A 23,799-nucleotide genomic window follows, 5' to 3' on the forward strand; every position below is an offset into this window, starting at 1 on the left:
GTGCACTGCCTCACGACCTGGAGGCCCTCACGTCCCACGCGAACGCCGCCTTGACCCCGCGCGCCCGGCTCCGGCCGGGGCGTTCGCGTACCGGCCCGTCAGCTCCGTGTCAGCGGGTTGTCAGCGCGCCCGCCGACAGTTGACCGCATGAAGGAGAACCACGCTTTCGCCGCGCCGCCGGCCGGCGGTCGGCCTATCGTCGAACGTGCCGGCGCGGTCGGCCGGGCCGTCCAGCCGACCGCTCGGCGCGGGAGCGCCGCCACCATCCGATCAAGGAGCCGAAGATGACCGTCGACCTCACCGCCCGGGACAAGTCCACCATCCGCACCGCCGCCTTCGGCGCCGTCACCCTCATGTCCTACGCGGGCATCGCCGGGTCGGCCCACAAGGTCGCCACCGGCGGCAGTCTCGCCCTCGCGGCCGCCACCGGCGCGGTCGGCCACGTCCTGGCCGGGAAGCAGCGCGACTTCAAACTCCAGGCGAAGTCCTCCGCGGCCCTCGCCGACCAGGTCCTGCCCGCGCTGACCGCATCGGTCAGGCTCCTGCGGGAGCAGGACCCGTCCGAGGCCGACAACTTCCGCCGCACCGTCGCCGTCGCCGTCGAAGCCGCGAACCGCGCCCACAAGGGCGAACCCAGCCCCACGATGGCCGAGATGGCCCGCAAGATCACCGAGGCCATGGACGCCGCGTGACACCGGAGGGCCCCGAACGCGTTTGCGCCGGGGCCCTCGGGCCTACCCTGGCCCGATGAGCGGCACACGACTCGACCTCACCTCGATCACCGTCACCGCGCCCGACCCGCGGGCGCTCGCCGGCTTCTACGCCCGCCTCCTCGGCGCGGCGGTCGCCGTCAGCGAACCGCCGCGCGACGGCGAGCCCGCCGAAGCCGGCTTCGCCCAGGTCCGCGCCGGCGCCCTGACGGTGAACTTCGAGTACGAACGCCACTGGCAGGCCCCGGTCTGGCCCGCCGAACCCGGCCGGACCCACGCCACCCAGCACCTCGACATCCGCGTCGACGACCTCGACCTCGCCGTGGCCCACGCCGTCGAGCAGGGCGCCCGCCTCGCCGACGTCCAACCGCAAGACGACGTGCGCGTCCTCTTCGACCCCGCCGGGCACCCGTTCTGCCTGTTCCTGTGACGCAGGGAACCGCCGGGGCCGCGGCCGCCGCGCCGTCGGGCGCCCCGGGTCAGAACGCGGTGCGGCGCATCGCGGGCTCGTCGGTCCGCGCGAACCCGAGCGACCGGTACAGGCCCTCGCCGGCGCCGGTCGCGTGCAGCTCGACGATGCGGACGTCCCGCTCGTCGAACCACTCCAGGAGCGCGGTCACGCACGCCCGGCTGAAGCCGCGCCCCCGACCCCGGGTCGGTCACGACGTTGACGACCGTGCCGAAGCGCCCGGACAGGTTCCGCGGCGAGGGAAGCCGCTCGTCCAGGAGCCCGGTCGCACAGGCCGCGAGCGCCCCGGACCCGTCCGGCGCCTCCACGGCGGTGACCGCCATGGACGGCTCGGCCGCCGCCAGGCGGCGCGCGAGGATGTCAGCGGTCGCGGCGTGCCAGCCGTTGTCGGCGGTGTCCATCCACTCCGACAGGAGGATCGCGCGGAGCCGGATGATCTCGGGGATGTCGCCGGCGCCGGCGAGTCGGGGGTCCGTCATGGCGCGAGTCTAAGCCGCGGCCGCGTGTCACCCGAAGCGGTTTCCGCGGGTTCCGTTGGCGCCCAGAACGTGCCATCATGGGCTCTATGCCCCGGCGCCCCAAGGACCTCACCCCGACCGAGCTCCGCTTCGTCCCCCAGAAGCCGGTGCGCTGGCTCTCGCCGAGGACGCTCCTGGACACGAGCATGCGGTTCGGGCTCGCGCGGGTGTTCGGCGGCTATGTGGACAAGCGCGAGATCATCGGCAACCGGGCCCAGCCGGTCTACGACCACTCCGGCGCCGAGGAGCTGTGGATCGACTACGTCGCCGACATCGGCGACGGCTTCAACGCGACCTACTCGATCGCGTACCTCATGGCCCAGGACGAGCTGGAGGTCCCCGACGGCGACGGCGGCGCCGTGCGGCTGCCGCGCGGGTCGGTGCTCGTCATGGGCGGCGACGAGGTGTACCCGGCGGGGGACTGGCTCGAGTACGAGCAGCGCATGAAGGGCCCGTACGAGGCCGCGAACCCCGGGAACCCGGTGGCGCTGTACGCCATCCCGGGGAACCACGACTGGTTCGACGGCCTGACGGCGTTCGCCCGCCAGTTCACCGAGGGCCGCACGATCGGCGGCTACCGGACGTTCCAGAAGCGGTCCTACTTCGCGCTGAACCTGCCGCACCGGTGGTGGCTGTTCGCGCTCGACGCCCAGTTCGACACCCACCTGGACCAGAACCAGATCGAGTACTTCCAGCGCGCGGCCCAGCAGATGCGCCCGGGCGACCAGGTGATCCTGTGCGTGGCGCAGCCGACGTGGCTGTGGACCGAGGACGACCCGCGCTCGTTCGACCGGATCGACCACTTCATCCGGGACGTCATCGCCACCCGCGGCGGCCGGGTCCCGCTGATCCTCACCGGCGACCGCCACCACTACGCCCACTACTCCGAAGTGGACGGCGTCCGGCACCTGATCGGCGCCGGCGGCGGCGGCGCGTACCTGTCGCCGACGCACACCCTGCCCGAGTCGATCACGGCCCCGAAGCGGTCGGTCCCCGAACCCGACGCCCCCGAACGCGAGTACCGGCTCACCCAGACCTACCCGTCGAAGGCCAAGTCCCTGAGCTATGCGTTCGGGATCTTCGCCCGGCTGCCGTGGCTGAACAAGGGCTTCGTGGCGCTCATGGCCGTCATCGGCCTCATCTCCACCGTGTCCATCATGGAGGGCACCGGGACGTTCGTCGCCGTCACCGCCGTCCTCCTCGGCGCCGGCGTCGCCTTCGCCCACCCCGGCCAGGGCCGGCGGGTGACCAGGCACTACGTGCTCGGCGGCATCCACGGGCTGGCGCAGGTGGCGCTGGCGTGGGCCGGGTCGCTCCTGATCCGGCAGGCCGACGACGTGTCCTGGCTGACGTACCTGCTGTACCTGCCGATCATCGGCCTGGCCGGGACCTGGCTGGTGGGGCTCTACCTGGTGGTCGCGAACCGGCTGGGCGTCAACGCGAACGAGCTGTTCGCCGGCATGTCGGTGATCGACCAGAAGTGCTTCCTGCGCATCCGCGTGGACCGGGACGGCGCCACCGTCTACGCGATCGGCCTCGACCGGGCCGGCCGCAACTGGGCCGCCGATCCGGAAGGGTCCGAGACCGACTCGTGGATCAAGCCGGTCGAGCCGTTGAAGCCGCGGCTCATCGAGCCCGGTTTCCCGGCCGCGCACCCGGGGCCCTCGAGCGCGGAGCTGCCGCGCCAGAACCCGGTGCGGCGCCTCATGACCCAGGCGAGCACCTGGCTCGCCGGCCGCTGAACGACCGCGCCGGGGCCGTGCTTTCTACCGCGTCCGCGACGGTGCTTCTTACAGTGTCCGCGACCGTGCTTCTTACCGCGTCCGCGACCGTGCTTCTTACCGCGTCCGCGGTTCCGGGGGCGTCTCCATGACCGCGTCCGGGCCGTGCCCGCCGCGGCCCATGAGCCGGTGCAGCGCCGGGCCGAACACCGCGAGCCCCACCGCGGTGAGGATCGCGATCCCGGCGAGGATGTAGAAGAACGCCTGCTCGCCGACCCTCGGGACGAGGAACGCGAACGCCTGCCCGCCCAGCGGCGTGCCCACGGCCGGGCCGAGGAACCAGACGCCCATCAACTGGCCCTTGAGAGTCGCGGGCGCGAGCTGCGTCGTCACCGACAGGCCCACCGGTGAGACGCACAGCTCGCCCCACGTCAGCAGCAGGTACACCACGGCCATCCAGCCGAGCGCGACGAGCGCTCCCCCGTCGGCGCTGCCCTGGAGCAGGCCCAGGAGCACCCACGACAGGCCCGTGATCCCGACGCCGAGCGCGAACTTGTACGCCGTCCCGAACCCCTCGCCGGCCTTGAGCCAGATCAGGCCGAAGACCGGCGAGAACACCAGGATGAAGATCGAGTTGAAGTTCTGGACCCCGCCGGCCGGCAGGTGGAAGCCCCACGAGTCGAGGTCCACCGAGTTCGCCGCGAACGCCGTCAGGATCGAACCCATCTGGAGGTACAGCATCCAGAACACGACCGACGCGATGAACAGGCCCACATAGGCGCGCAGGCCCGCCTTCTCCGCGGCCGTGACGTCCTTCGCCTCCCCGAAGATGTACACGAAGTACCAGATCGCGGCCGCGATCGACAGGATCGTGACCACGGTCGGCACCGTCGCGAGCGTCAGCGTCCCGGTCGCGGCCCAGATCGCGATCGCGACCGCCGCCACCGCCAGCGCGATCGCGCAGATCCGGGCGACCTTCCGCCGCTCGGCGTCCGCGAGCGGCCGCGAGGGCCCGATCCCGGCGTGCGTCAGGCGCGGCCACCCGCGCACGTACCACAGCAGTCCCAGCGCCATCCCGACCGCGGCCGCGCCGAACCCGAGGTGCCACCGGTCCTCCCCGGCCAGGTACGGCGTGATCAGGATGCCGAGGAACGCGCCCAGGTTGATGCCCATGTAGAACACGGAGAACCCGGCGTCGCGGCGCGCGTCCGAGTCGCCGTCGTACAGCCGGCCCACCATCACCGAGATGTTCGGCTTCAGCAGGCCCGAGCCGACCACGACCAGGAACAGGCCGAAGAACACCAGGCCCGCGCCGCTGACGGGGATCGCCATCGAGATGTGGCCGCACATGATGACCACGCCGCCGATGAGGACCGCGCGCCGCGCGCCCAGCACCCGGTCGGCGAGCCATCCGCCCGGCAGCGACGTCAGGTACACCGCGCCCGAGTACAGCGACGCGATCGGGACGGCGACGGTGTCCTCCAGCCCGAGCCCGTTCTGCAGCACGCCCGCCGTCAGGAACGTCAGCAGGATCCCTTGCAGCCCATAGAAGCTGAACCGCTCCCACATCTCGGTGCCGAACAGGACGGCGAGACCCCGGGGATGCCCGAAGAAGGTCGGCTCGCGGCCGGCCGCGCGGTATTCGCGATGGGACATCTCGGGCCCCTCCCGTTCCGATCGGCGATGCGCTGCGCACACCTGTACCCGGCGCGGCGCGCGCCGACACCTGCCGACGCTAACCGCTCCGCCGACAGCGGGCGGGCGAATCGGGCATCCGGCGTCCCCCGAACGAATGCGCTGCGGTCATTTGTCTGATATGCACGGTTGCCTGGTCTACGATCCGGCCTATGAGCGACGATCCCTACTGGAACTCCGCGCACACCGAGGAGCCCTCCGGCCGGTTCTCCGGCGGCGACCCCCTCGTCACCGACACCTTCGAGGACTGGTGGCACGCCTCCCTCGACGTCGTCCAGCGCTCCTGGCGGACCGTCGGCCTCATCCTCCTCATCGGCGTCGTCCTGCCCCGCTGGATCCTCGGCGCCTACAACAACAACGTCCGCGCCCCCGAGCGCGACGTCACCGTCACCGACTGGGGCGCCTTCGTCCGCGAATACTCCCCGGGCGCGCTCGCCGGACTCATCGGCCTCATCCTCACCCTCGCCGTCCTCTACGTCTCCGGCTCGGCCGTCCTCGCCGCCGTCCGCACCGCCGCCGCCGAAGCCGCCGGCGGCTTCCTCAGCCTCGGCGAGGCGTTCTCCTTCGGGTTCAGGCGCGGCGGAATCTTCTTCCTGTGGCTGCTGCTCGCCTGGATCACCATCGCCGCCGGCCTCGTCCTGTGCGTCCTGCCCGGCCTCTGGGCGGTCTTCGCGCTCAGCCTCATGGCCCCCGCGGCCGTCTTCGAGGCCCGCCGCAGCCCCTACGCCCGCTCCATCCAGCTCACGCACTCGGCGTTCTGGCCCGCGCTCGGCCGCATCGTCATCGTCGTCCTCGTCGCCGTCGCCGCCAACCTCGTCATCGCCCTCGTCGGACTCCTCCTCGCCGGCGTCTGGCACGCCGTCTTCGCCGGCTGGCTCGCCGCCGTGCTCACCATCCTCACCGAGGCGGTCATGTCGCTCCTGCTCCTCGCGCCCATGATCTGGATCCTCTCGGCCGCGCTGTGCACCTACGCGTGGCTGCGCGGCCGCGCCGAACCCGTCTCCGCCACGTCCCTCTCCGCCGAAGCGTCCGGCGTCACCGCCCCCGGCGACTACACCGGCCCCGGCGAACCCGGCCACCCCGGCGCTCCCTGGCCGATGCCGTGACGCCCGGCCGCCTCCCGGACCGCCCGCACACCCCCTGCGGCCCTCCCGGCCCGCCCCGGCCGCCGACGCGCACGGCCCCCCGCGCTTTCCACCACTTGTTTCGCGCCCCGGATTGGCACTCTCAAGCCGAGAGTGCTATACCTGACTTGGCACTCGCCTCTGGGGAGTGCTAAACGCTGAACACACGCGATGAGGTGGTCGGGCCGCCGCGCCAACACGCGGGCCCACCGTCGCGGGAACGCCGCCTCACCGTCGACCACGAACGTTATCCGAAAGGAAGCCATAAGCCATGGCGAAGATGATCGCATTCGACGAGGAGGCTCGCCGCGGGCTCGAGCGGGGCATGAACACCCTCGCGGAGGCCGTCAAGGTGACCCTCGGCCCGAAGGGCCGCAACGTGGTGCTGGACAAGAAGTGGGGCGCCCCCACGATCACCAACGACGGCGTCTCCGTCGCCAAGGAGATCGAACTCGAAGACCCGTACGAGCGCATCGGCGCCGAACTGGTCAAGGAAGTCGCCAAGAAGACCGACGACGTCGCCGGCGACGGCACCACCACCGCGACCGTGCTCGCGCAGGCCCTCGTCAAGGAAGGCCTCCGCGCCGTCGCCGCGGGCGCCAACCCGATCGCCATCAAGAAGGGCATCGAGAAGGCCGTCGCGGCCGTCGTCGAGCACCTCCAGTCCACCTCCACCGAGGTCGAGACCGAAGAGCAGATCGCCAACACCGCCTCCATCTCCGCCGGCGACGCCACCGTCGGCGCCATCATCGCCGAGGCGATGGAGAAGGTCGGCAAGGAAGGCGTCATCACCGTCGAGGAGTCCAACACCTTCGGCCTGGACCTCGAGCTCACCGAGGGCATGCGCTTCGACAAGGGCTACCTGTCCGGTTACTTCGTGACCGACCAGGACCGCATGGAGGCCGTCCTCGAGGAGCCCTACATCCTCGTCGCCAACCAGAAGATCTCCGCGGTCAAGGACCTGCTCCCGACCCTGGAGAAGGTCACCCAGACCGGCAAGCCGCTCCTGATCATCGCCGAGGACGTGGACGGCGAGGCCCTCCCGACCCTGGTGGTCAACAAGATCCGCGGCATCTTCAAGTCGGCGGCCGTCAAGGCCCCCGGCTTCGGCGACCGCCGCAAGGCCATGCTCGGCGACATCGCCATCCTCACCGGCGGCCAGGTCATCTCCGAGGAGCTCGGCCTCAAGCTCGAGAACACCGACCTGTCCCTGCTCGGCCAGGCCCGCAAGGTCGTCATCACCAAGGACGACACCATCATCGTCGACGGCGGCGGCGACGAGGACGCGATCCAGGGCCGGATCAACCAGATCCGCGCCGAGATCGAGAACTCCGACTCCGACTACGACCGCGAGAAGCTCCAGGAGCGCCTCGCCCGCCTCGCCGGCGGCGTCGCGGTCATCAAGGTCGGCGCCGCGACCGAGGTCGAGCTCAAGGAGCGCAAGCACCGCGTCGAAGACGCCGTGCGCAACGCCAAGGCCGCGGTCGAAGAGGGCATCCTCGCCGGCGGCGGCACCGCGCTGGCCCAGGCCGGCGCGATCGCGTTCGACAAGATCGAGGCCGAGGGCGACGAGGCCACCGGTGTCGAGATCGTCCGCCGCTCGCTCGGCGCGCCGCTCCGCGCCATCGCAGAGAACGCCGGCCTCGAAGGCGGCGTCGTGGTGGAGAAGGTCCGCGACCTGCCCACCGGCCACGGCCTGAACGCCGCGACCGGCGAATACGGCGACATGCTCGCCGCCGGCATCCCGGACCCGACCAAGGTCACCCGCTCGGCGCTGCAGAACGCCGCGTCGATCGCCGCCCTGTTCCTCACCACCGAGGCCGTCGTCGCCGACGCCCCGGAGAAGGAGACCGCCGGCGGCGCCGGCGGCGGCATGGGCGACATGGGCGGCATGATGTAAGCAGCCCTTCGGGGTTGCCGACTCAGGCCGACTGAGTACTGCACGGGAGGACCGCTCACTGTAAAGTGAGTGGTTCTCCCTTTCTCTGTACTGGCTGCCAGTGCAGACGGCGCAGCCGCTGCGCAAGCGGCATACCGCCCCAACCACGGGCGGTATGCCGCGACGCCGCACCGGCACCGCGCACATGCCGGCACGCGGCGGCTACAGGACCCGCTCACCCCCGTACCCGTCCGCTACAGAACCCCGCACCGTCGCCGCACCGGTGTCCGAAATGTTTGCGCCCCAGCCGATTCGCGGCTCTTCACACCGTGTGCGACCCGGGCTACCCTGTCCTCGTGCCCCCCACACGCCTCGCCAAGCCCCGCTCCGACCACCGCCTGGCCGCCCTCGCCTTCATGACCGGTGTGCTCGCCGTCCTCGTCTTCACCTGCTACGTCGGCGGCACCGCCACCGACTCCCGCCTCGCCGCACCCGACCCCTTCCCGGCCCTGCCCGAAGCCGAACCGCCCGCCTACCGCGACGACGGCACCCTCCTCCTCGTCTGCACCGCCGACGCCGAAGACTTCACCGAACGCAACGCCGGCGTCAACTACAACGACCGCATCGTGAACGAGCGCCTCCAAGAGGACTGCCTCGCCGACGGCCACCGCGACCTGCCCGCCGCCGTCGCCGCCGCCGAACCCGGCACCCGCATCCAGATCCTCCCCGGCCACTACACCGTCGACACCGCGATCACCGTCGAAACCCCCGACCTCCAGATCGAAGGCCTCGGCGACACCCCCGACGACGTCCAGATCTCCGCCCGCTTCAACGCCGACACCGTCCTCACCGCCCACGCCGCCTCCGGCCTCCACCTCAGCGGCATCGCCTTCGGCCAGGCCCGCAGCGCCGCCCTCCGCCTCACCGCCGTCGAAAGCGCCGCCCTCGACGGCGTCGCCGCCTTCCAGAGCGACGGCGCCGGCCTCCACATCGCCGACTCCACCGGCATCGCCCTCACCGGCTGCCGCGCCGAAGCCGCCGACACCGCCGGCATCCTCATCGAGAACTCCAGCGCCGACGTCACCGCCTGCGAAGCCACCGGCAACACCGCCGGAATCGAGATCCGCGGCACCGACACCACCGCCACCGCCACCGCGAACCGCCTGCACGGCAACACCACCGGACTCGTCATCGCCGACACCGGCCCCACCGCCGACGTCACCGCCACCGACAACGTCCTCTACGGCAACAACACCGACCACTACCACCGCCTCGGCACCGCCGCCTGCGACGACCCCGCCACCCGCGACTGGGCCGACGGCGTCCTCTGCCCCGACCGCACCTACCCCTCCGGCGTCGGCCTCCTCCTCGCCGACGCCACCGGCACCACCGTCACCGCCAACCGCATCTGGGACCAGCAGACCGCCGCCATCGCCGCCTGGGGCACCCCCGGCCAGGAAAGCGGCCTCGGCGGCGACCGCAACACCTTCAGCGACAACACCTTCGGTATCCGCGACGACGGCGCCCGCCACCGCAACCGCCTCGACCTCTGGTGGGACGGCACCGGCGTCGGCAACTGCTTCGACGAACCCGGCACCCACCGCACCGCCCCCGCCGTCCTCCCCGCCTGCGGCACCGACGCCGCCCGCATCATCGGCGACCCGCTCCGCTCCCTCAAAGCCTGGGAATGCGGCCTCCAGAGCACCGACGACCTCTCCGCCACCTGCGACTGGCTCGGCGCCCAGTTCACCGACCGCCTCGAATTCCAGGCCGCCGTCGCCTTCGCCGCCGCCCTCCTCTTCCTCGCCGGCGCCGGCTGGCTCGCCGCCGCCCGCTCCCCGAACCCGCCGCGCGCCGGCGCCATGACCTTCTCCGCCATAGCGACCGGCTGCGGCGCCCTCCTCTTCGTCCTCGCCGTCTGGTCCGGCCGTGCCGACCACGAAGCCCTCGCCGTCGCCCTCTGGGGCGCCGGCTGGCTCCTCGCCGGACGCTCCTGGTCCAGCTCCGGCCTGCGCCTCCTCGGTGGCTTCACCGCCATCATCGGCGGCCTCGCCGTCCTCGACGCGATCGACCGCGGCATCGCCACCCTCGCCCCCATGCCCGTCTCCCCCGCCTGGCTCTGGATCGCGCTCCTCCCCTTGTGGACGCTCATCGTCCTCGGCGCGGCCTTCGGCCCCCGCCGCCGCCCCGAAGCGCCCGTGCAGATCGAACGCACACCCGTCACCGCACCCTCGCACGACCGCTGGGACTGGTAGCGCCCGATCGCGTACTGTAGCCCCATGACTTGGACCTGGAAGCTCGAAGACGCCGACGGCAACGCCATCGAAACCCCCGACAGCGACCTTGGCAGTCAAGGCGACGCGGAGTCGTGGCTGGGCGAGCGCTGGCGCGAGTTCGCCGACCAGGGCGCGACCACCGCGGTCCTCCTCGAGGACGGCAAGACCGTCTACCGCATGGACCTCAGCCCGGCGGAGGAGTAGGACGGGCCCCGGCCGGGAGGCGAGCGTCGCCGTTCGGCACCGGGCCGTAATAGGCTGGGCCGCGTGACCGAACCAGGCACCCTCACACTCACCGCCACCCGCGCCCGCGCGGCGCTCGACGCGCGGCGCGGCATCGTCCGGCTCCACCCCGAAGCCCTCACCGCTCTGGGCCTGCGCCCCGGCGACGCCGTCGGGATCACCGGGCGGCGCTCGACGGCCGCGATCGCGCTCGAAGCCGACCGGTACGCGTCCCGCCGCGCCCTCTACGCCGACGACCTCACCCTCGGCAACATCGGGGCCCGCGACGGCGACCCGGTGCGGCTCGCCGCCGTCGACCTGGAGGCCGCCGACCGGGTGGTCCTGTCCGGCCCGGCGTCGGCGGTGGCCGTGGTCGACCCGGACACGCTGCGGCTCGCGCTCCTGTCGAAGGTCGTGTGCGAGGGCGACGACGTGTCGCTCCTGCCGATCGAGCTCGGCTCCTCGGCGCGCGAAGCGGTCACCGCGACCCGGCGCACCCTCAACAACACGCTCGGCATGGGCTGGACCACCATGGTGCTCAACGTGGTCGAGGCCAGCCCCGCCCGCGGCGCCATGATCACCTCCGACACCCGCGTCGAATGGGCGAGCACGGCCCGCCCCGCCGCGGAGGCCTCCGCGGCCCTGCCGCCGTCTCCGGGCCGCGCCGCGCGCATGCCGGCCTCCTACGGCGGCACCGCCGCCCGGCCCCGAACCGAGCCCCGTGCCGAGTCCCGCTCCGAGCTGCGTCCCGCACCGGCGGACTCCCGTGCGCCCGAGGCGGTCCCGGGGCTCGCGGCGATCCCCTACGACGAGCTCGCGGGCGCCAAGATCCCCGCCGAGGAGCTGCGCGAACTGCTCGACCTCGGCTTCAACCACCGCGAGGTCCTCAAGGTCGTCGGCACCGACATGGCCTTGGGCGTCCTCGTCTCGGGCCCGTCGGGCGCCGGGAAGGCCACGATCGTCCGCTCGGTCGCCGAGGCGGTCGGCGCGGCCGTCAGCGAGGTCTCCGGCTCCGACCTGGCAGCCCTGGAGGCGAACGCCGCGGCCGACCGGCTCCGCTCGGCCGTCGCCGCGCTCAGGGTCCCGGGGGTCCTGCTGGTCCGCGGCGTCGAGCACCTGGCCCCCGCCGGGCGCCGGACCCCGTTGGGCACCATGTTCTCCCGCCTCGTCGAAGAGGTCCTCGCCGAACCGGGCGAGCACGCCGTGGTGTGCACGACCGCCCGGGTCGAGGACGTGGACGCGGCCCTGCGATCGCGCCTCGAACACGAGGTCGTCGTCCCGATGCCGGACGCCGAGGCCCGCCGCGACCTCCTCGTCTACTTCACCCGCTCCATGAAGGTCGCCGAAGACGTCAAACTCGAGTCGGTCGCGCACCGCGCCCCCGGCTACGTCGCCTCCGACCTCGCCGTCATGGTCCGCGAAGCCGGCGTGCGGGCCGCGTTGCGCGCCAAGGACGGCGGCGCCACGGCCCTCCAGACCGCCGACTTCGACGGCGCCCTGGAGTCGGTGCGCCCCACGAGCCTCGCCGGCGACTCGGTCGAACTCGGCGGCCTCACCCTCGCCGACGTCGGCGGCATGGAGGCCCTGAAGCAGACCCTCACCGAGACGGTCCTGTGGCCGCTGACCTACCCGGACGCCTTCACGCGCCTGGGCATCGACGCCCCGCGGGGGATCCTCCTGTACGGCCCGCCCGGCTGCGGCAAGACCTACATCGTGCGCGCGGTCGCCGGCGAGGGCCACGCGAACGTCATGAGCATCAAGGGCTCCGAGCTGCTCAACAAGTGGGTCGGCGAATCGGAGAAGAACGTCCGCGACCTCTTCCGCCGCGCCCGCCAGGCCAGCCCGACCCTGATGTTCTTCGACGAACTCGACGCCCTCGCCCCGGTCCGCGGCGGCGGCACCGACGGCGGCACCGCCGACCGGGTGGTGGCCGCGCTCCTGACCGAACTCGACGGGGCCGAGGCCCTGCGCGACGTCGTCGTCGTGGGCGCGACGAACCGGCCCGACATGATCGACCCGGCCCTGCTGCGCCCGGGCCGCCTCGAACGGCTCGTGTACGTCCCGCCGCCGGACGCGCGCGGGCGCGCGGACATCCTGCGGGCCAACGCGAAGAACGTGCCGTTCGCCGACGACGTCGACCTCGACGCGGTCGCCGACGAGCTGTGGCTCTACTCGGCCGCCGACTGCGCCGCGCTCATCCGCGAAGCCGCGCTCACGGCCATGCGCGAATCCCTCGACGCCAGCATCGTCACCGCGGCGCACCTGGAGCAGGCGATGGAGCGGGTCCGCCCGAGCCTGGACCCCGAGCAGCTCGAGTACCTCGAGAATTACGCCCAGAACCGCGAAGGCTAGTCACCGCCGGCCCGCCGGGGTCCGGCCCGGTGGGGCTCGGCGGGCGCGGAGGTCTTGTAGCGCTTCGCTCGCCTGCCGGGGTTTGAGCGGCGGCCTGTGCGCGGGCCGCGTACTGTCGTTGCGCTGGTGCGGACCTGGTTTCGGCAGCGGTGTGTCGGTCGGTCGTGCACGTCTCCCGGTTCGTGCGATGGCTGTGGTCGTGTGGGCTGGTGTGGTTCTTGCGGGCGGCCGGCCTCGTCAGGTCGGCCGCCCGCGCATGCTCCGCGCGGAGCGTTCGGACCGGCGGGGACCGCCGCGCGGGCGGCTTCCCGCGCGCGGTCTCGGTATGGCGACGTTCGCGAATCCCCATCTGTCGCCGCCATCCCGCCGGTCCGGCTGATGACGTTTTTGCTATCCACTACAACAGGCAGGGGCAGTCAGTGTCGAACGCGAAGAAGCTACTTGTGGATAACGCTGTGTGCTCGTGCGCAACGGGCCCTCGATGCGCCGGACCGACAGGGGAATGAGAGCGGGGGATCACAAACGAGAGCAGTGCTCTTGCAATCTCGGCGAGAGTGTGCGATCGTTGTTCTCAACAGAGAGCACTGCTCTCGATTGAGAGAGGGAACTCCCATGACCGACCACGTCATCCTCGGCAAAGGCCAGATCGGCTCCACCGTCGCCTCCATCCTCGCCGCGCGCGGCGAGCGCGTGCGCGTCCTCAGCCGCTCCGGCGGGCCCGACCTGCCCGGCATCGAGCACATCAAGGTCGACGCCCGCGACGCCGCGGCGCTCACCGCCGCCGCCAAGGGCGCCGACGTCATCTACAACTGCGCCAACCCCGCCGGCTACCACCAGTGGGCCGACGAGTGGCCGCCCATGTTCGCCGCCATCCTCGCCGCAGCGAAGAACAACGGCGCCGGGCTCGTCAACACCGGCAACCTCTACGTCTACGGCCCCGTCACCGAACCCATGACCGAGCGCACCCCGCTCAACTCGCCCGGGCACAAGGGACGGATCCGCATCAGGATGTGGAACGACGCCATGGCCCTCCACCGTAGCGGCGACATCCGCTTCACCGAAGCCCGCGGCTCCGACTACTTCGGCCCCGGCGCCCTCGCCGACGCCATGCTCGGCGAGCGCGTCGTCCGACCCGTCGTCGAAGGCAAGGGCGTCACCGTCTTCGGCGACCCCGACGCCCCGCACACCTTCACCTACATCCCCGACGTCGCCCGCGCCCTCATCCGCCTCGGCGGCGACGACCGCGCCTGGGGCCGCCCCTGGCACGTCCCCTCCGCGCCCGCCGCCTCCCAGCGCGAGATGGTCCAGGCGATGGCCCGCCTCCTCGGCCGCGGCCCCGTCCGCGTCACCCGGCTGCCCTGGTGGCTCCTCATCCACGTCGTCGGCGCCTTCGCGCCCGCGATGAAGGGCATGACCGAGACCCGCCACCAGTGGGACGGCCCCTACATCATGGAGTCCGGGGAATTCACCGACACGTTCGGCGACGAGCCGACCGACACCGACACGGCGCTCGCCGAAACCCTCGACTGGTGGCGCGCCCGACTTGCGCGGTGACGGGAGTTGGCGGACAGTTCACCTGGACGCCGACAACTGTCCACATGGTCGGAGCGTTCTTCATACAGAGCCCGCCCGCGCCCACAGGAAGTGAACCCATGCGCCTGTCCCCACGGTCCGCCGCCGCAGCCCTGCGGCGCCGCCTCCGCGACGCCGCCCCGCGGTCGAAGGAGTTCCTGCACGTCATCGCCACCCGCCATGGGATCGGTGTCTTCGACGAGCAGTGGTTCGCCTACCGGCAGCTCATGATGGAGCACTTGACGCTCGCCTCGCTGGACGCCCAGGAGGACCGCGACTTCGTCTGGGTCGTCGCGGTCGACCGCGACATGCCGCCCCGGGCGCGCAAGCGCCTCGACGGCCTGGCCGAGAGCCGCCCGTACCTCCGCATCGCCGAGACCGAGCTCAAACGCGACTTCGTGCCCGACCTCGCCGCGTGGACCGCCGCGGAGGCCAAGGCCCGCAAGAAGGGCTGGGTCCTCACCACGCGGCTCGACGACGACGACGCGATCCACCGCGGCCTGGTCGGGCGACTCCGCGAGGAGGCCGCCGCGTACCTCGCCGGCGGTGGCAGGGCGTCGGTGATCCTCTCGCCCGTGCTCGGCGTGAACTGGGTCCCCGCGAAGGCGGCCGGGCACCGCGCCTACCACCACAGCCCCTCGATCGGGCTGAGCCTCCTCGAACGGGCGGAGGACCCGCGCACGGTGTACCGCAACAACCACCGCACCCTCGCGCAGGCCCTCGTCCCCTGGGACTACAACGTCCGGCACCTCGACGGCGAGACCCCCTGGTGGCTGTACGCCCACACCGGCCTCTCCCATATGCAGAGCGAGGGCAGCGACCGCATGGACAAGGTCGCCGGGCACCGGCGGGCGTTCAAGCTCGACGCCGCGCGGCTGGCCCCGTTCGGCGTGACCGCCGCCGGGGCGAGGATCATCCGCGAGACCCCCGAACCGGAGGTCACCGAGAGCCTCTTCGAACTCAACCGGCGCGGCCTCGACCTGGAGGACGAGATCCACGGCCTCCGGGAGGCCGCGCGCGGCGGCGACGAGGCGGCGCGCGAGCGCATCGCCGAGCTCCACGCCGAGCGCCGCCGCATCCACGAGCGGCTCGTCCGGTAGGCCGCTACGCCGAGGGGGAGCCGAGCTTCTTCTGGAACACCGCGTTGGCGCCGGCGAGGCGGTACCCGACGGACTCGTTGATGGCGATCATGTGCGTGTTCGCCACGGCGTTGCCGGTCCACACGTACCGCATCCACGGCCGCATCGAGCACAGCCGCCGCTGGTTCGCGATCTTGAGGATCGTGCCGAGGCGGTGGCCGCGGTAGCGCGGGTCCACGATGGTGTCGCCCTGGAGGCAGTGCCGCTCGTCGCCGGCCTGGACATGGATCTCGGTGAGCCCGGCGACGTCGCCGCTCTCCTTGTGGATCACGGCGGCCTGGATGTTGAGGACTCCGCGCTGGAGGCGCTGGCGCTCCCAGGCGCGGACGGTGTCGGCGGTGATGGCGGCCTCCTGGAGGTCCCAGTCTCCCCGGGGCATGTCGGTGTACATGCGGGCGTGGAGGTAGGCGACGCCTTCGATGATCCGCTGGTTCGGGACCCCGTGGTAGACGGTGAGCTCGAAGCCTTCGGCCCGCTTCCACGACTCGTCCCACAGCCGGTCGAGCGCGTCGTCGTCGACCGCCGCGAGTTCGCACACGCGCAGGGCGCCTTCGAGGGACCGCTGGTAGCCCTTGGCGATCAGGAACGGCCCGCCGTCGCCGCGGACGTCGGGGGAGTGCTCGCTCGGCAGGTCGACCCAGCTCGTGAGGCTGGTGCGCCCGTCTTCGAGCGCCCGCTCTTCGGCGTGGCGGAGCAGGGCCGAGCCGATGCCGCGGCGCCGGGACGCGGGGTGGACGCCGAGCTGGAAGCCGGCGAGGTGGGTGTTGTCGCGGTCGTGGAGGGCGATGCCGAGGTAGCCGAGGACCTGGCCGTCGCACACGGCCGCCCAGTGCTCGCGCCGGCTGTCGGGGTCGTGGACGACGAGGCCGACGAGGACCTGGTGCGGGTTGAACGGGCGGAGGCCCTGGAAGTCGTGCTCGTGCACCGCTTCCTGTGCGGCGAGCCAGGACTCGACGAGGGAGGGGTCCGAGGGGTCCACGGGGACGATGTCGAAGTGCGTCATGGCCCGAGCCTGGCAGAGGACCGCGGTGCGGGGCAAGCCGATAGCGCGCAGCCGCGGCGGGAAGGTTTGGGGGAGCGGGGTTCCGGTAATCCGTCGACCGGGGGCGGTTGGTCGGGAGACCGCAGTTCCTGACACCGGCTGGCGCTGCTCGACACGTTCTAGCCCCAGGACTCGCAGTCAACCGGGTGAGTGGCGACAGGACATCTGCGGCCTCCCGCACAAGAATTCTTACTCATTCAGTGAATACGGTCAAGACCCGAACTTGGCTTCTTTTTGTCGGGTACCCGACAAAGACCTTCACATCGGTCACTGAGAGTGATAATTTCAGGAGTTCGGAAAGCGTTTGACGAGCCCGCATTCCGAACTCCTCGCTCCACTTAAGATTGCAGCAATCCGGCTTCCTTGGCTGCTTTCAGCGACGGCTTCACCGTGTGCGTGGGCCCCACCAGCGACGACACGGCGTCCAAAGTCTTCAGGCCTTCACCGGTGTTGTAAATGACCGTCTCGGCCTCCGGATCGAGCCGCCCCGACTCCAAGAGCTTACGGAGCGTAGCCACGACCACGCCGCCGGCCGTTTCAGCGAATACGCCGGTCGTCGCGGCGAGGAGCTTCACGCTGTCGCGGATCTCGTCGTCGGAGACCTTCGCCATCCCGCCGCCCGTCGAGCGGCACGCCTCGATCGCGTACGGCCCGGCCGCCGGGTCGCCGATGTTGAGGCTCTTGGCGATCCCCGTCGGCTTGACCGGGGTGATCACGTCGGTGCCGGCGTCGAACGCGTCCGCGATCGGGCTGCACCCCGCCGACTGGGCGCCGAACATGCGGACCTTGCCCGTCTCGGTCAGGCCGATCTCCGCGGTCTCCTCGAACGCCTTGTGGATCTTGGTGAGCAGCTCGCCCGACGCCATCGGGACCACGACCTGCTCGGGCAGCCGCCAGCCGAGCTGCTCGGCCACCTCGTAACCGAGGGTCTTCGACCCCTCGGCGTAGTACGGGCGGATGTTCACGTTGACGAACGCGGTCGACTCGAACTCGTCGGTCTCCGTCAGCTCCGAGCACAGGCGGTTCACGTCGTCGTACGAGCCCTGCACGGCCACGAGCGTGCCGCCGTAGATCGCCGACTGCACGATCTTGCCCGGCTCCAGGTCCGAGGGGATGAACACGATCGACGGCACCCCGGCGCGGGCGGCGTGCGCCGCGACCGAGTTCGCCAGGTTCCCCGTCGACGCGCACGCGAACCGGTCGAAGCCGAGCTTCACGGCCGCCGACACCGCCGTCGACACGACCCGGTCCTTGAACGAGTGGGTCGGGTTCGCGCTGTCGTCCTTGACCCAGAGCTTGCGCATCCCCAGGGCCTTCGCCAGGTGCTTCGCGTCGATGAGCGGGGTCAGGCCGGGGTTCAGGCTCACCCGGTCCTCGGGGTGGACGCCGACCGGCAGCAGCGGCGCGTACCGCCAGATGTTCTGCGGCCCCGCCTCGATCCGCTCGCGCGTCACCTTCGCGAGCTCTTCAGGATCGTAGTCGACCTCGAGCGGCCCGAAACACTGCCAACAGGCGTGCTGGGCGACCAGGTCATACGTGGCGTTGCAGTTGCGGCACACCAGGCCCTTGGCCGGGCTGTCGGCGAACAGTGCATTGGACATACGAGAAGGCTCCTCCCTCATCTTCCCCGCGCTGGCGGGCCGGAATTGGCACCTGCCGCCGCACGGAGGCGGGACGGTGGTTGCCGCAGCGTCGCAGGGCCGGACCCCTCAGCTGCTCTGGATGAAGTACGAGGCGAATGCTACGGGTGTGTTGCATGAATCGGCAACAACCGTTCCAACTTCCGAGACGCGATCGCGGTAGCGCGCCCCGCCCCGGACGGCGCGAACCCGCAGGTCCGTCCCGGCGCCGCCGACCCGGGCCCGACCGGGCTCTGTCGGCGATCCGTCGGCTACCGCGCCGCGCGCGTCGCCAGCCACACCGCGCGCGCGTCCGCCGTCCCGGCCACGTCGTGCACCCGGACCCCCCACACGCCGGCCTCGAACGCCAGCACCGACGTCGCCAGCGTCGCGGCCTCCCGCTGCCCGACCGGGCGCGGCTTCCCGCTCTCGTCCGCCAGCAGCCGCCCCAGGTACGACTTCCGCGACGACCCGAACAGCACCGGGTACCCCAGCGCCACGAACTCGTCCAGGTGCGCCGACAGCCGCCAGTTGTGCTCGGCGGTCTTCGCGAACCCCAGGCCCGGGTCCAGGATCAGCCGCTCGCGGTCCACACCGGAGTCCAGGGCCGCCTCGACCCGGTCCTCGAGCTCGGCCTTCACGTCGGCGACCACGCTCTCGTACCGCGCCAGCCGCTGCATGTCGCTCGAGTGCCCGCGCCAGTGCATGAGGACCCACCGCACGCCCGTGTCGGCCACGACCCGCGCCATGTCCGGGTCCGCCAGGCCGCCCGAGACGTCGTTGACGACGCTCGCGCCCGCCTCGATCGCGGCCGCCGCCACGGCGGCCCGCGTCGTGTCGATCGAGACCGCCAGGCCCCGTTCGACGAGCGCCGCGATCACGTCGACCACCCGGGACGTCTCCGTCGCCGCGTCGACCCGCTCGGCCCCCGGCCGCGTCGACTCGCCGCCGACGTCGATGAGGTCGGCGCCCTCGGCGCCCATCTGCTCGCCGTGCGCGACCGCGTCGCCGAAGTCGAGATAGCGCCCGCCGTCGGAGAACGAGTCGGGGGTGACGTTGAGGACCCCCATGATCTGCGGGCGAGCCGGCCCGTCCGGGGCGCTGTGCGGAGTGGTCACGGCATCGACGTTACTCGCGCCCGGCGCGTGAACGCCTCGCATCAAGCGAGGTCCGTGAGGTCGAGCACGTGCCACACCAGGAGCTCCCCGGTCCCGGTCGACCACCACAGGCTCCGCGCGTCCGCCCCGGTCCGGCCGGCGCGCGACGCCACCAGGTACGCCTCGCCCGCCTGCAGGTCGAACAGCGTCACCTCGGTGCCCTCGCCGGTGGCCGTCCGGTTCTCAGCGAGCGGCTCGAACCGGTCGATCAGCCCCGGGTCGGGCGACACCGCGGACGTGAAGCCCTCCGCCACGGTCACCCGCTCCGTCCCGTCTGGACGGACGAGGTCGACGCGGGCGCCGTCCTCGGCGTTCACGATGAGCCGGCACCACGTCGCCGAGCACAATGTCAGCTCCTCCGAACCGGAGAAGACCTGCACGCCCGCACCGGTGTCGGTGCGCACGAGCCGCGCGCCGCCCAGCGAGTCCGAGCCGGCGCTGGCCAGCCACGGCCACGCGGCCGCCTGCCAGGCGCCGAGGTGCCCGGTCACGGTCACCTCGCCGCCCTCGACCGGGACCGACCGGTGCTCGGTCACCAGCGTCGCCCCGCGGGCGGTCGACAGCCAGTGGAGCCCTTCGGCGGCGAACTGGAGGTCGTACGCCGAGCCGGCGGCGATCACGTCCCCGGTGTCGGCCGTCAGCAGCGACGCCGCGCCCGGCCGGCCGTCCTCGCCGCGCGGGGCCGTCCACAGTTCGGAGACGACCCGGCCCCGCTCGTCCGGGACCGACGCGATCCATGCGAGCCGCTCGTCGGTGGCCGCGGTCGCGATGACGCCGGGGACCCCGCCGGGCTCGGCCACGACCGACACGGCCGCGTCCCCGCTGCCGTCGAGCTCCACATAGAGCAGGTTCCCGGCCTCATCGGTGCCGAGCGCCGCGCCCGCCCCCGCACCGCCGTCGTCGAGGACCTGCACCGGCGTCCACGCCCGGCCGTCGACCACGCCGGGCCAGTCGACCGGTTCGGCGTCCCACGTCTCCCACACCGTCGGCACCACCGGGGCGGCCGCGGTCTCGGGGCGGTCGGGCGACGGCCACGCCAGCCAGGCGACGGCGAGGACCGCCGTCCCGGCGAGCGTCAGGCGCTGCGCGGTGTCCAACGGCGCTAGTCGCGTTCGCGGGACTTGTACAGGTAGAGCAGGCCCGCGCCGACGCCGGCGGCGGTCGCGGCGGGCAGTGCGAGCTTCGCGGCGCGGCGGCCGCGCCGGTAGTCGAGGACCGGCCAGCCGTGGTGGCGGGCCTGGCGGGCCAGGCGCGTGTCCGGGTTGACGGCGATGGCGCGCCCGACCTTCCGCAGCATCGGCAGGTCGTTCGCCGAATCGGAGTAGGCGGTGCACTGGGCCAGGTCGAGGCCGCGTTCGGCGGCGAGCTGGGCGATCCCCTCGGCCTTCGCGGGGCCGTGCATGAGGTCGCCGACGAGCCGGCCGGTGTAGCAGCCGTTCTCGATCTCGGCGATCGTGCCGAGCGCGCCGGTCAGGCCCAGCCGCGAGGCGAGGACCCCGGCGAGCTCCACCGGGCTGGCGGTGACGAGCCAGACCTCCTGGTCGTCCGCGAGGTGCCGCTCGGCGAGCCGGCGGACCGGCGCGAGGATCCGCGGGGAGATGTCGCGGTCGACGACCTCCTCGCACAGGGCGCGCATCTCGTCGACCGGGAACCCGGCGACGAGCTCGAGCGCCGACGACTTGATGGACGAGATGTGCCCGTGGTTCTCGATGCCCTGGAACTTGAAGCGGGCCTGCTTCCAGGCGAAGCCGAGGATGTCGCGCCCCGACAGGACGCCGTGGCGGGCCAGCGCGCGGGCCAGGTAGTAGGTGGAGGCGCCGTGCATGAGCGTGTTGTCGACGTCGAAGAACGCCGCGGAGGGGATGTGGGCGAGTTCGTCTTCGCCGGGCGCGTCGGGCTCGACGACGACGGAGTGGGCGTTTGACTGCGTGCGGGCGACGCCGCCGCCCCGGACGGCGTTCGGTCGGGGTGTGGCGGAGGCGCTGAATGAAGCCTCGATCTCAGACACCCTAAAAGCCTACAAGCCCAAGGCAGACGGCCTGTAACGCGAGGACGCGAGCCCGGTAAATTTCCAGTGTGGCCTTGTTCATGTTATGGCCCCGCTCGCGTCCCGAGGCGGCTGCTGGGCGGAAATGCGTGGTTCGCTCCGCCCGTTCCGTGCAAGGGGACCGGGGCGGACGACGCCGCCCCGGTCCCGTGCTCCGCACCTTGCCTTGGTTCCGGCCGCGCTGCCGCGGCGGGTGATCAATCGAACAGGTCTGAGACGATCCCGGTCAGTTCGCCGAGGACGTCGTCCTCTTCCTCCGTGCCGGTGGTGTCGTCGCCGACGGGGCTGCTCGTGCCGCCGCCGGTCGGGTCGGACAGGGGCGTGCCCTCGTCCTCGGACGGGTCCGCGCCGGTCGCGGCGCCGCCGTCCTGGTCCTCGTCGGGTTCGCCGGTGGCGGGGTCGCCGCCGGTGTCCTCGCCGGTGCCGCTGCTCGCGCCCGGTTCGGCGTCGGGGGTGCCGTCGACGGCGTTCTGCGCGCACGAGCCCGGGATCGGACCGAGCTCGTCGGAGTCGCCGCCCGGATCGGTGCAGTCGAGCGCGCCGCGCAGCTCCACCGACCGCAGCGCCGCGGCCTCGAGCACGGACGCCAGCTCCTCGCCGGCGTCCCGCGCTTCGCCGTCGAGCCCGCTGACGAGGTCGTCGAGCACCCAGCGGTGCTCGTTGGCGAACAGGTCGAGGTAGTCCAGCGGCGCGGGGTCGCCGTTCGACACGGCGAGCTCGCCGAGGAGCGCGCTGGCGCTCTTGAGCTCGGTCGCGGCGTCGCCGAGCGCGTTCGCGGCGGCTTCGTCGTCGTCGGCGACGAGCGCCGCCTCCTGGATGCGCGTGCGTGCGAACTCGAGGTAGAGCTGCGCGCGGCCGAGGTCGTTGCCCGCGAGGGCGAGCTGCGCCCGCTCGGTGGAGCGCTTGACGTTGTAGAGCGTCTCGCCGGGGAGGGCGTCGCCCGAGGCGGCGGAGACTCCGGAGATGGCGACGGTGCCGGTGAGGAGGGCCGCGACGATCGCGATCCGCCGGCCGCCGCGGGGGCGGCGGGGGAACATCTCGTCGTGGACGGGCGGCCGCTTCGTCTCGGGGACGGCCGCGCTGGCGCGGTGCCTGGCGGTGACGCCGATGCCCTCTTCCGCGGCGACCGCCATCAGCCGCCTGCGGGTGGCGTCGTGCCACTCCCGGGACGGCCGGGTGGCGTTGACGAGCTGGTCGCCCAGTCCGCCGAGCCGTTCGGTGACGCCGACGAGTTCGGCGTACGCCTCTGCTTCTGCTGACGCGCCCGATGCGTCCGCGCTGCGGCGCGAGTGAGGGAGGGTGGAACCGCCTGAGTCAAGCAGCCGCGCGAATTCCTCCGCGCGTCGGCGCTCCATAGGGTTCAATGTCACCGGGCACACCCCCTCTCACTGCATGGATCCTGCTCCTGTACTGAGAACAACGCACGAGTAGCCCCTGAGGTTACGGTTCGCCGCGAACCTTGCGACCGGGACCACATCGTCGTGGCCGCGGCTGGATCTCGCGGCGGCAGAGGGCCGACGAGCGGCCCTGACCTGGCACTTGCGGTCCGTGAGGCGGACCGTCGGTTTCGGGATGGCGGGCCGGAGCCCTTGGGATGAACGGGTTCTGTCGGGTTCCCGACCGCGGCGCCGGGCCGGGTCGGGACGGGGTGGCCGGGGATCGGACTGCCTCTCAGCCGCGGAAGCCGTCGGGCAGCAACCGGGCGAGCGTGCGCACCGCCCGGTACTGGAGCGCCTTGACGGCGCCTTCGTTCTTGCCCATGGTGCGGGCCGTCTCGGCGACGGTGAAACCCTGGAGGAAGCGGAGCACGATGCACTCCTGCTGGTCGGGGTTGAGCTTCTTGACCGCCGTCAGGAGCGTCGCGTTCGTCAGCTTCTCCAGCGCGGCGGTCTCGGGCGAGGTGGACGGGTCGCTGTCCTGCGCGTCGGCGCCCAGGACGTCCGGCTTCACGATCTCGAGGCGGTACCGGCCGGACTTGAAGTGGTCGACCACGAGGTTCCGCGCGATGGTCACCAGCCACGCGCCGAACGCCCTGCCCTGCCAGCTGAAGCTGGAGATCCGCCGCAGCGCCCGCAGGAACGTCTCGGACGCGAGGTCCTCGGCGAGCTGGGCGTTGTTCACGCGGAAGTAGATGTAGCGGTAGACCGTGTCGCTGTAGCGGTCGTAGATCTCCCCGAAGGCGCCCGGGTCGCCGTCCTGGGCGCGGGCGACGAGGTCGGCGACCTCGTCGCCGTCGACCTGGTCCTCGTGGTGGTCG

Annotated in this window: 19 protein-coding genes and 1 riboswitch; of the genes, 10 read left to right on the plus strand and 9 right to left on the minus strand. The window is 72.2% G+C overall.

Going from position 1 to position 23,799, the window contains the following annotated elements; all coding sequences use genetic code 11:
* The first annotated feature begins 284 nt into the window (after positions 1 to 284).
* Both GFD30_RS22750 and GFD30_RS22755 read left to right on the plus strand, forming a co-directional pair.
* Positions 285 to 692, plus strand: a complete 408-nt coding sequence (locus GFD30_RS22750; RefSeq protein WP_153027455.1) for a hypothetical protein — start codon at positions 285 to 287, stop codon at positions 690 to 692.
* Positions 693 to 747: 55 nt separating this feature from the next.
* Positions 748 to 1,140: a VOC family protein gene (locus GFD30_RS22755; protein WP_153027456.1), complete on the plus strand. Its 393-nt coding sequence runs from the start codon at positions 748 to 750 to the stop codon at positions 1,138 to 1,140.
* A 49-nt stretch (positions 1,141 to 1,189) separates the two neighbouring features.
* Here the strand turns inward: GFD30_RS22755 and GFD30_RS22760 are convergent, their stop codons facing one another.
* Positions 1,190 to 1,330, minus strand: coding sequence for a GNAT family N-acetyltransferase (locus GFD30_RS22760; protein WP_153027457.1), 141 nt, complete (start codon positions 1,328 to 1,330; stop codon positions 1,190 to 1,192).
* Between the two features lie 405 nt (positions 1,331 to 1,735).
* On the opposite strand from GFD30_RS22760, the gene GFD30_RS22765 reads away from it, so the two are divergent.
* Positions 1,736 to 3,439, plus strand: a complete 1,704-nt coding sequence (locus GFD30_RS22765) for a metallophosphoesterase family protein (RefSeq protein ID WP_153027458.1) — start codon at positions 1,736 to 1,738, stop codon at positions 3,437 to 3,439.
* 96 nt (positions 3,440 to 3,535) lie between these two features.
* Here GFD30_RS22765 and GFD30_RS22770 read toward each other — a convergent pair whose 3' ends face one another.
* On the minus strand, positions 3,536 to 5,074 hold the full coding sequence (locus GFD30_RS22770; protein WP_153027459.1) for a peptide MFS transporter: 1,539 nt from the start codon (positions 5,072 to 5,074) through the stop codon (positions 3,536 to 3,538).
* A 191-nt stretch (positions 5,075 to 5,265) separates the two neighbouring features.
* Here GFD30_RS22770 and GFD30_RS22775 point away from each other — a divergent pair, with 191 nt between their 5' ends.
* The 7 genes from GFD30_RS22775 to GFD30_RS22805 all read left to right on the plus strand — a co-directional run bounded on the left by GFD30_RS22775 (position 5,266) and on the right by GFD30_RS22805 (position 15,638).
* Positions 5,266 to 6,219 (plus strand): hypothetical protein, encoded by a 954-nt coding sequence (locus GFD30_RS22775; protein WP_153027460.1) that lies wholly within the window; start codon positions 5,266 to 5,268, stop codon positions 6,217 to 6,219.
* A gap of 289 nt (positions 6,220 to 6,508) precedes the next feature.
* Positions 6,509 to 8,137 (plus strand): chaperonin GroEL, encoded by a 1,629-nt coding sequence (groL, locus tag GFD30_RS22780; protein WP_153027461.1) that lies wholly within the window; start codon positions 6,509 to 6,511, stop codon positions 8,135 to 8,137.
* A gap of 335 nt (positions 8,138 to 8,472) precedes the next feature.
* Positions 8,473 to 10,371 (plus strand): right-handed parallel beta-helix repeat-containing protein, encoded by a 1,899-nt coding sequence (locus GFD30_RS27645; RefSeq protein ID WP_153027462.1) that lies wholly within the window; start codon positions 8,473 to 8,475, stop codon positions 10,369 to 10,371.
* A gap of 24 nt (positions 10,372 to 10,395) precedes the next feature.
* Positions 10,396 to 10,596, plus strand: a complete 201-nt coding sequence (locus tag GFD30_RS22790) for a hypothetical protein (protein WP_153027463.1) — start codon at positions 10,396 to 10,398, stop codon at positions 10,594 to 10,596.
* Between the two features lie 63 nt (positions 10,597 to 10,659).
* A complete protein-coding gene (locus tag GFD30_RS22795; RefSeq protein ID WP_322633522.1) occupies positions 10,660 to 12,966 on the plus strand; it encodes an AAA family ATPase in 2,307 nt (768 codons plus the stop codon).
* Between the two features lie 612 nt (positions 12,967 to 13,578).
* Positions 13,579 to 14,520, plus strand: a complete 942-nt coding sequence (locus GFD30_RS22800) for an NAD-dependent epimerase/dehydratase family protein (RefSeq protein ID WP_153027465.1) — start codon at positions 13,579 to 13,581, stop codon at positions 14,518 to 14,520.
* 98 nt (positions 14,521 to 14,618) lie between these two features.
* Entirely contained in the window at positions 14,619 to 15,638 is a 1,020-nt protein-coding gene (locus GFD30_RS22805) for a glycosyltransferase (protein WP_194202078.1), read from the plus strand.
* Between the two features lie 4 nt (positions 15,639 to 15,642).
* On the opposite strand, the gene GFD30_RS22810 is transcribed toward GFD30_RS22805, so the two are convergent.
* From GFD30_RS22810 to GFD30_RS22840, 7 genes are all read right to left on the minus strand, one after another.
* Entirely contained in the window at positions 15,643 to 16,680 is a 1,038-nt protein-coding gene (locus tag GFD30_RS22810) for a GNAT family N-acetyltransferase (RefSeq protein WP_153027467.1), read from the minus strand.
* 377 nt (positions 16,681 to 17,057) lie between these two features.
* Positions 17,058 to 18,320, minus strand: coding sequence for a threonine synthase (gene thrC, locus GFD30_RS22815; protein ID WP_153027468.1), 1,263 nt, complete (start codon positions 18,318 to 18,320; stop codon positions 17,058 to 17,060).
* 14 nt (positions 18,321 to 18,334) lie between these two features.
* A riboswitch (SAM riboswitch) is annotated at positions 18,335 to 18,448 on the minus strand.
* A gap of 162 nt (positions 18,449 to 18,610) precedes the next feature.
* Positions 18,611 to 19,408 (minus strand): dihydropteroate synthase, encoded by a 798-nt coding sequence (folP, locus tag GFD30_RS22820; RefSeq protein WP_153027474.1) that lies wholly within the window; start codon positions 19,406 to 19,408, stop codon positions 18,611 to 18,613.
* 89 nt (positions 19,409 to 19,497) lie between these two features.
* On the minus strand, positions 19,498 to 20,592 hold the full coding sequence (locus GFD30_RS22825) for a hypothetical protein (protein ID WP_153027469.1): 1,095 nt from the start codon (positions 20,590 to 20,592) through the stop codon (positions 19,498 to 19,500).
* Between the two features lie 5 nt (positions 20,593 to 20,597).
* Positions 20,598 to 21,503, minus strand: a complete 906-nt coding sequence (locus GFD30_RS22830) for an HAD family hydrolase (protein WP_322633524.1) — start codon at positions 21,501 to 21,503, stop codon at positions 20,598 to 20,600.
* A gap of 236 nt (positions 21,504 to 21,739) precedes the next feature.
* Positions 21,740 to 22,897 (minus strand): DUF5667 domain-containing protein, encoded by a 1,158-nt coding sequence (locus GFD30_RS22835; protein ID WP_153027470.1) that lies wholly within the window; start codon positions 22,895 to 22,897, stop codon positions 21,740 to 21,742.
* Between the two features lie 316 nt (positions 22,898 to 23,213).
* Positions 23,214 to 23,799 (minus strand): ECF subfamily RNA polymerase sigma factor, BldN family (locus GFD30_RS22840; protein WP_153027471.1); only part of this gene is annotated, 586 nt, incomplete at its 5' end.

Source organism: Glycomyces albidus (genome assembly GCF_009451885.1).
GTDB classification, from domain to species: domain Bacteria; phylum Actinomycetota; class Actinomycetes; order Mycobacteriales; family Micromonosporaceae; genus Glycomyces; species Glycomyces albidus.

What these genes read in the sequence shown, in the direction of transcription:
- GFD30_RS22770 (WP_153027459.1), bottom strand. Translation starts at nt 5,074, where the DNA reads ATGTCCCATCGCGAATACCGCGCGGCCGGCCGCGAGCCGACCTTCTTC.
- thrC (WP_153027468.1), bottom strand. Translation starts at nt 18,320, where the DNA reads ATGTCCAATGCACTGTTCGCCGACAGCCCGGCCAAGGGCCTGGTGTGC.
- GFD30_RS22810 (WP_153027467.1), bottom strand. Translation starts at nt 16,680, where the DNA reads ATGACGCACTTCGACATCGTCCCCGTGGACCCCTCGGACCCCTCCCTC.
- GFD30_RS22805 (WP_194202078.1), top strand. Translation starts at nt 14,619, where the DNA reads ATGCGCCTGTCCCCACGGTCCGCCGCCGCAGCCCTGCGGCGCCGCCTC.
- GFD30_RS22755 (WP_153027456.1), top strand. Translation starts at nt 748, where the DNA reads ATGAGCGGCACACGACTCGACCTCACCTCGATCACCGTCACCGCGCCC.
- GFD30_RS22790 (WP_153027463.1), top strand. Translation starts at nt 10,396, where the DNA reads ATGACTTGGACCTGGAAGCTCGAAGACGCCGACGGCAACGCCATCGAA.
- GFD30_RS22800 (WP_153027465.1), top strand. Translation starts at nt 13,579, where the DNA reads ATGACCGACCACGTCATCCTCGGCAAAGGCCAGATCGGCTCCACCGTC.
- groL (WP_153027461.1), top strand. Translation starts at nt 6,509, where the DNA reads ATGGCGAAGATGATCGCATTCGACGAGGAGGCTCGCCGCGGGCTCGAG.
- GFD30_RS22775 (WP_153027460.1), top strand. Translation starts at nt 5,266, where the DNA reads ATGAGCGACGATCCCTACTGGAACTCCGCGCACACCGAGGAGCCCTCC.
- GFD30_RS22750 (WP_153027455.1), top strand. Translation starts at nt 285, where the DNA reads ATGACCGTCGACCTCACCGCCCGGGACAAGTCCACCATCCGCACCGCC.
- GFD30_RS22765 (WP_153027458.1), top strand. Translation starts at nt 1,736, where the DNA reads ATGGGCTCTATGCCCCGGCGCCCCAAGGACCTCACCCCGACCGAGCTC.
- folP (WP_153027474.1), bottom strand. Translation starts at nt 19,408, where the DNA reads ATGGGGGTCCTCAACGTCACCCCCGACTCGTTCTCCGACGGCGGGCGC.
- GFD30_RS22835 (WP_153027470.1), bottom strand. Translation starts at nt 22,897, where the DNA reads ATGGAGCGCCGACGCGCGGAGGAATTCGCGCGGCTGCTTGACTCAGGC.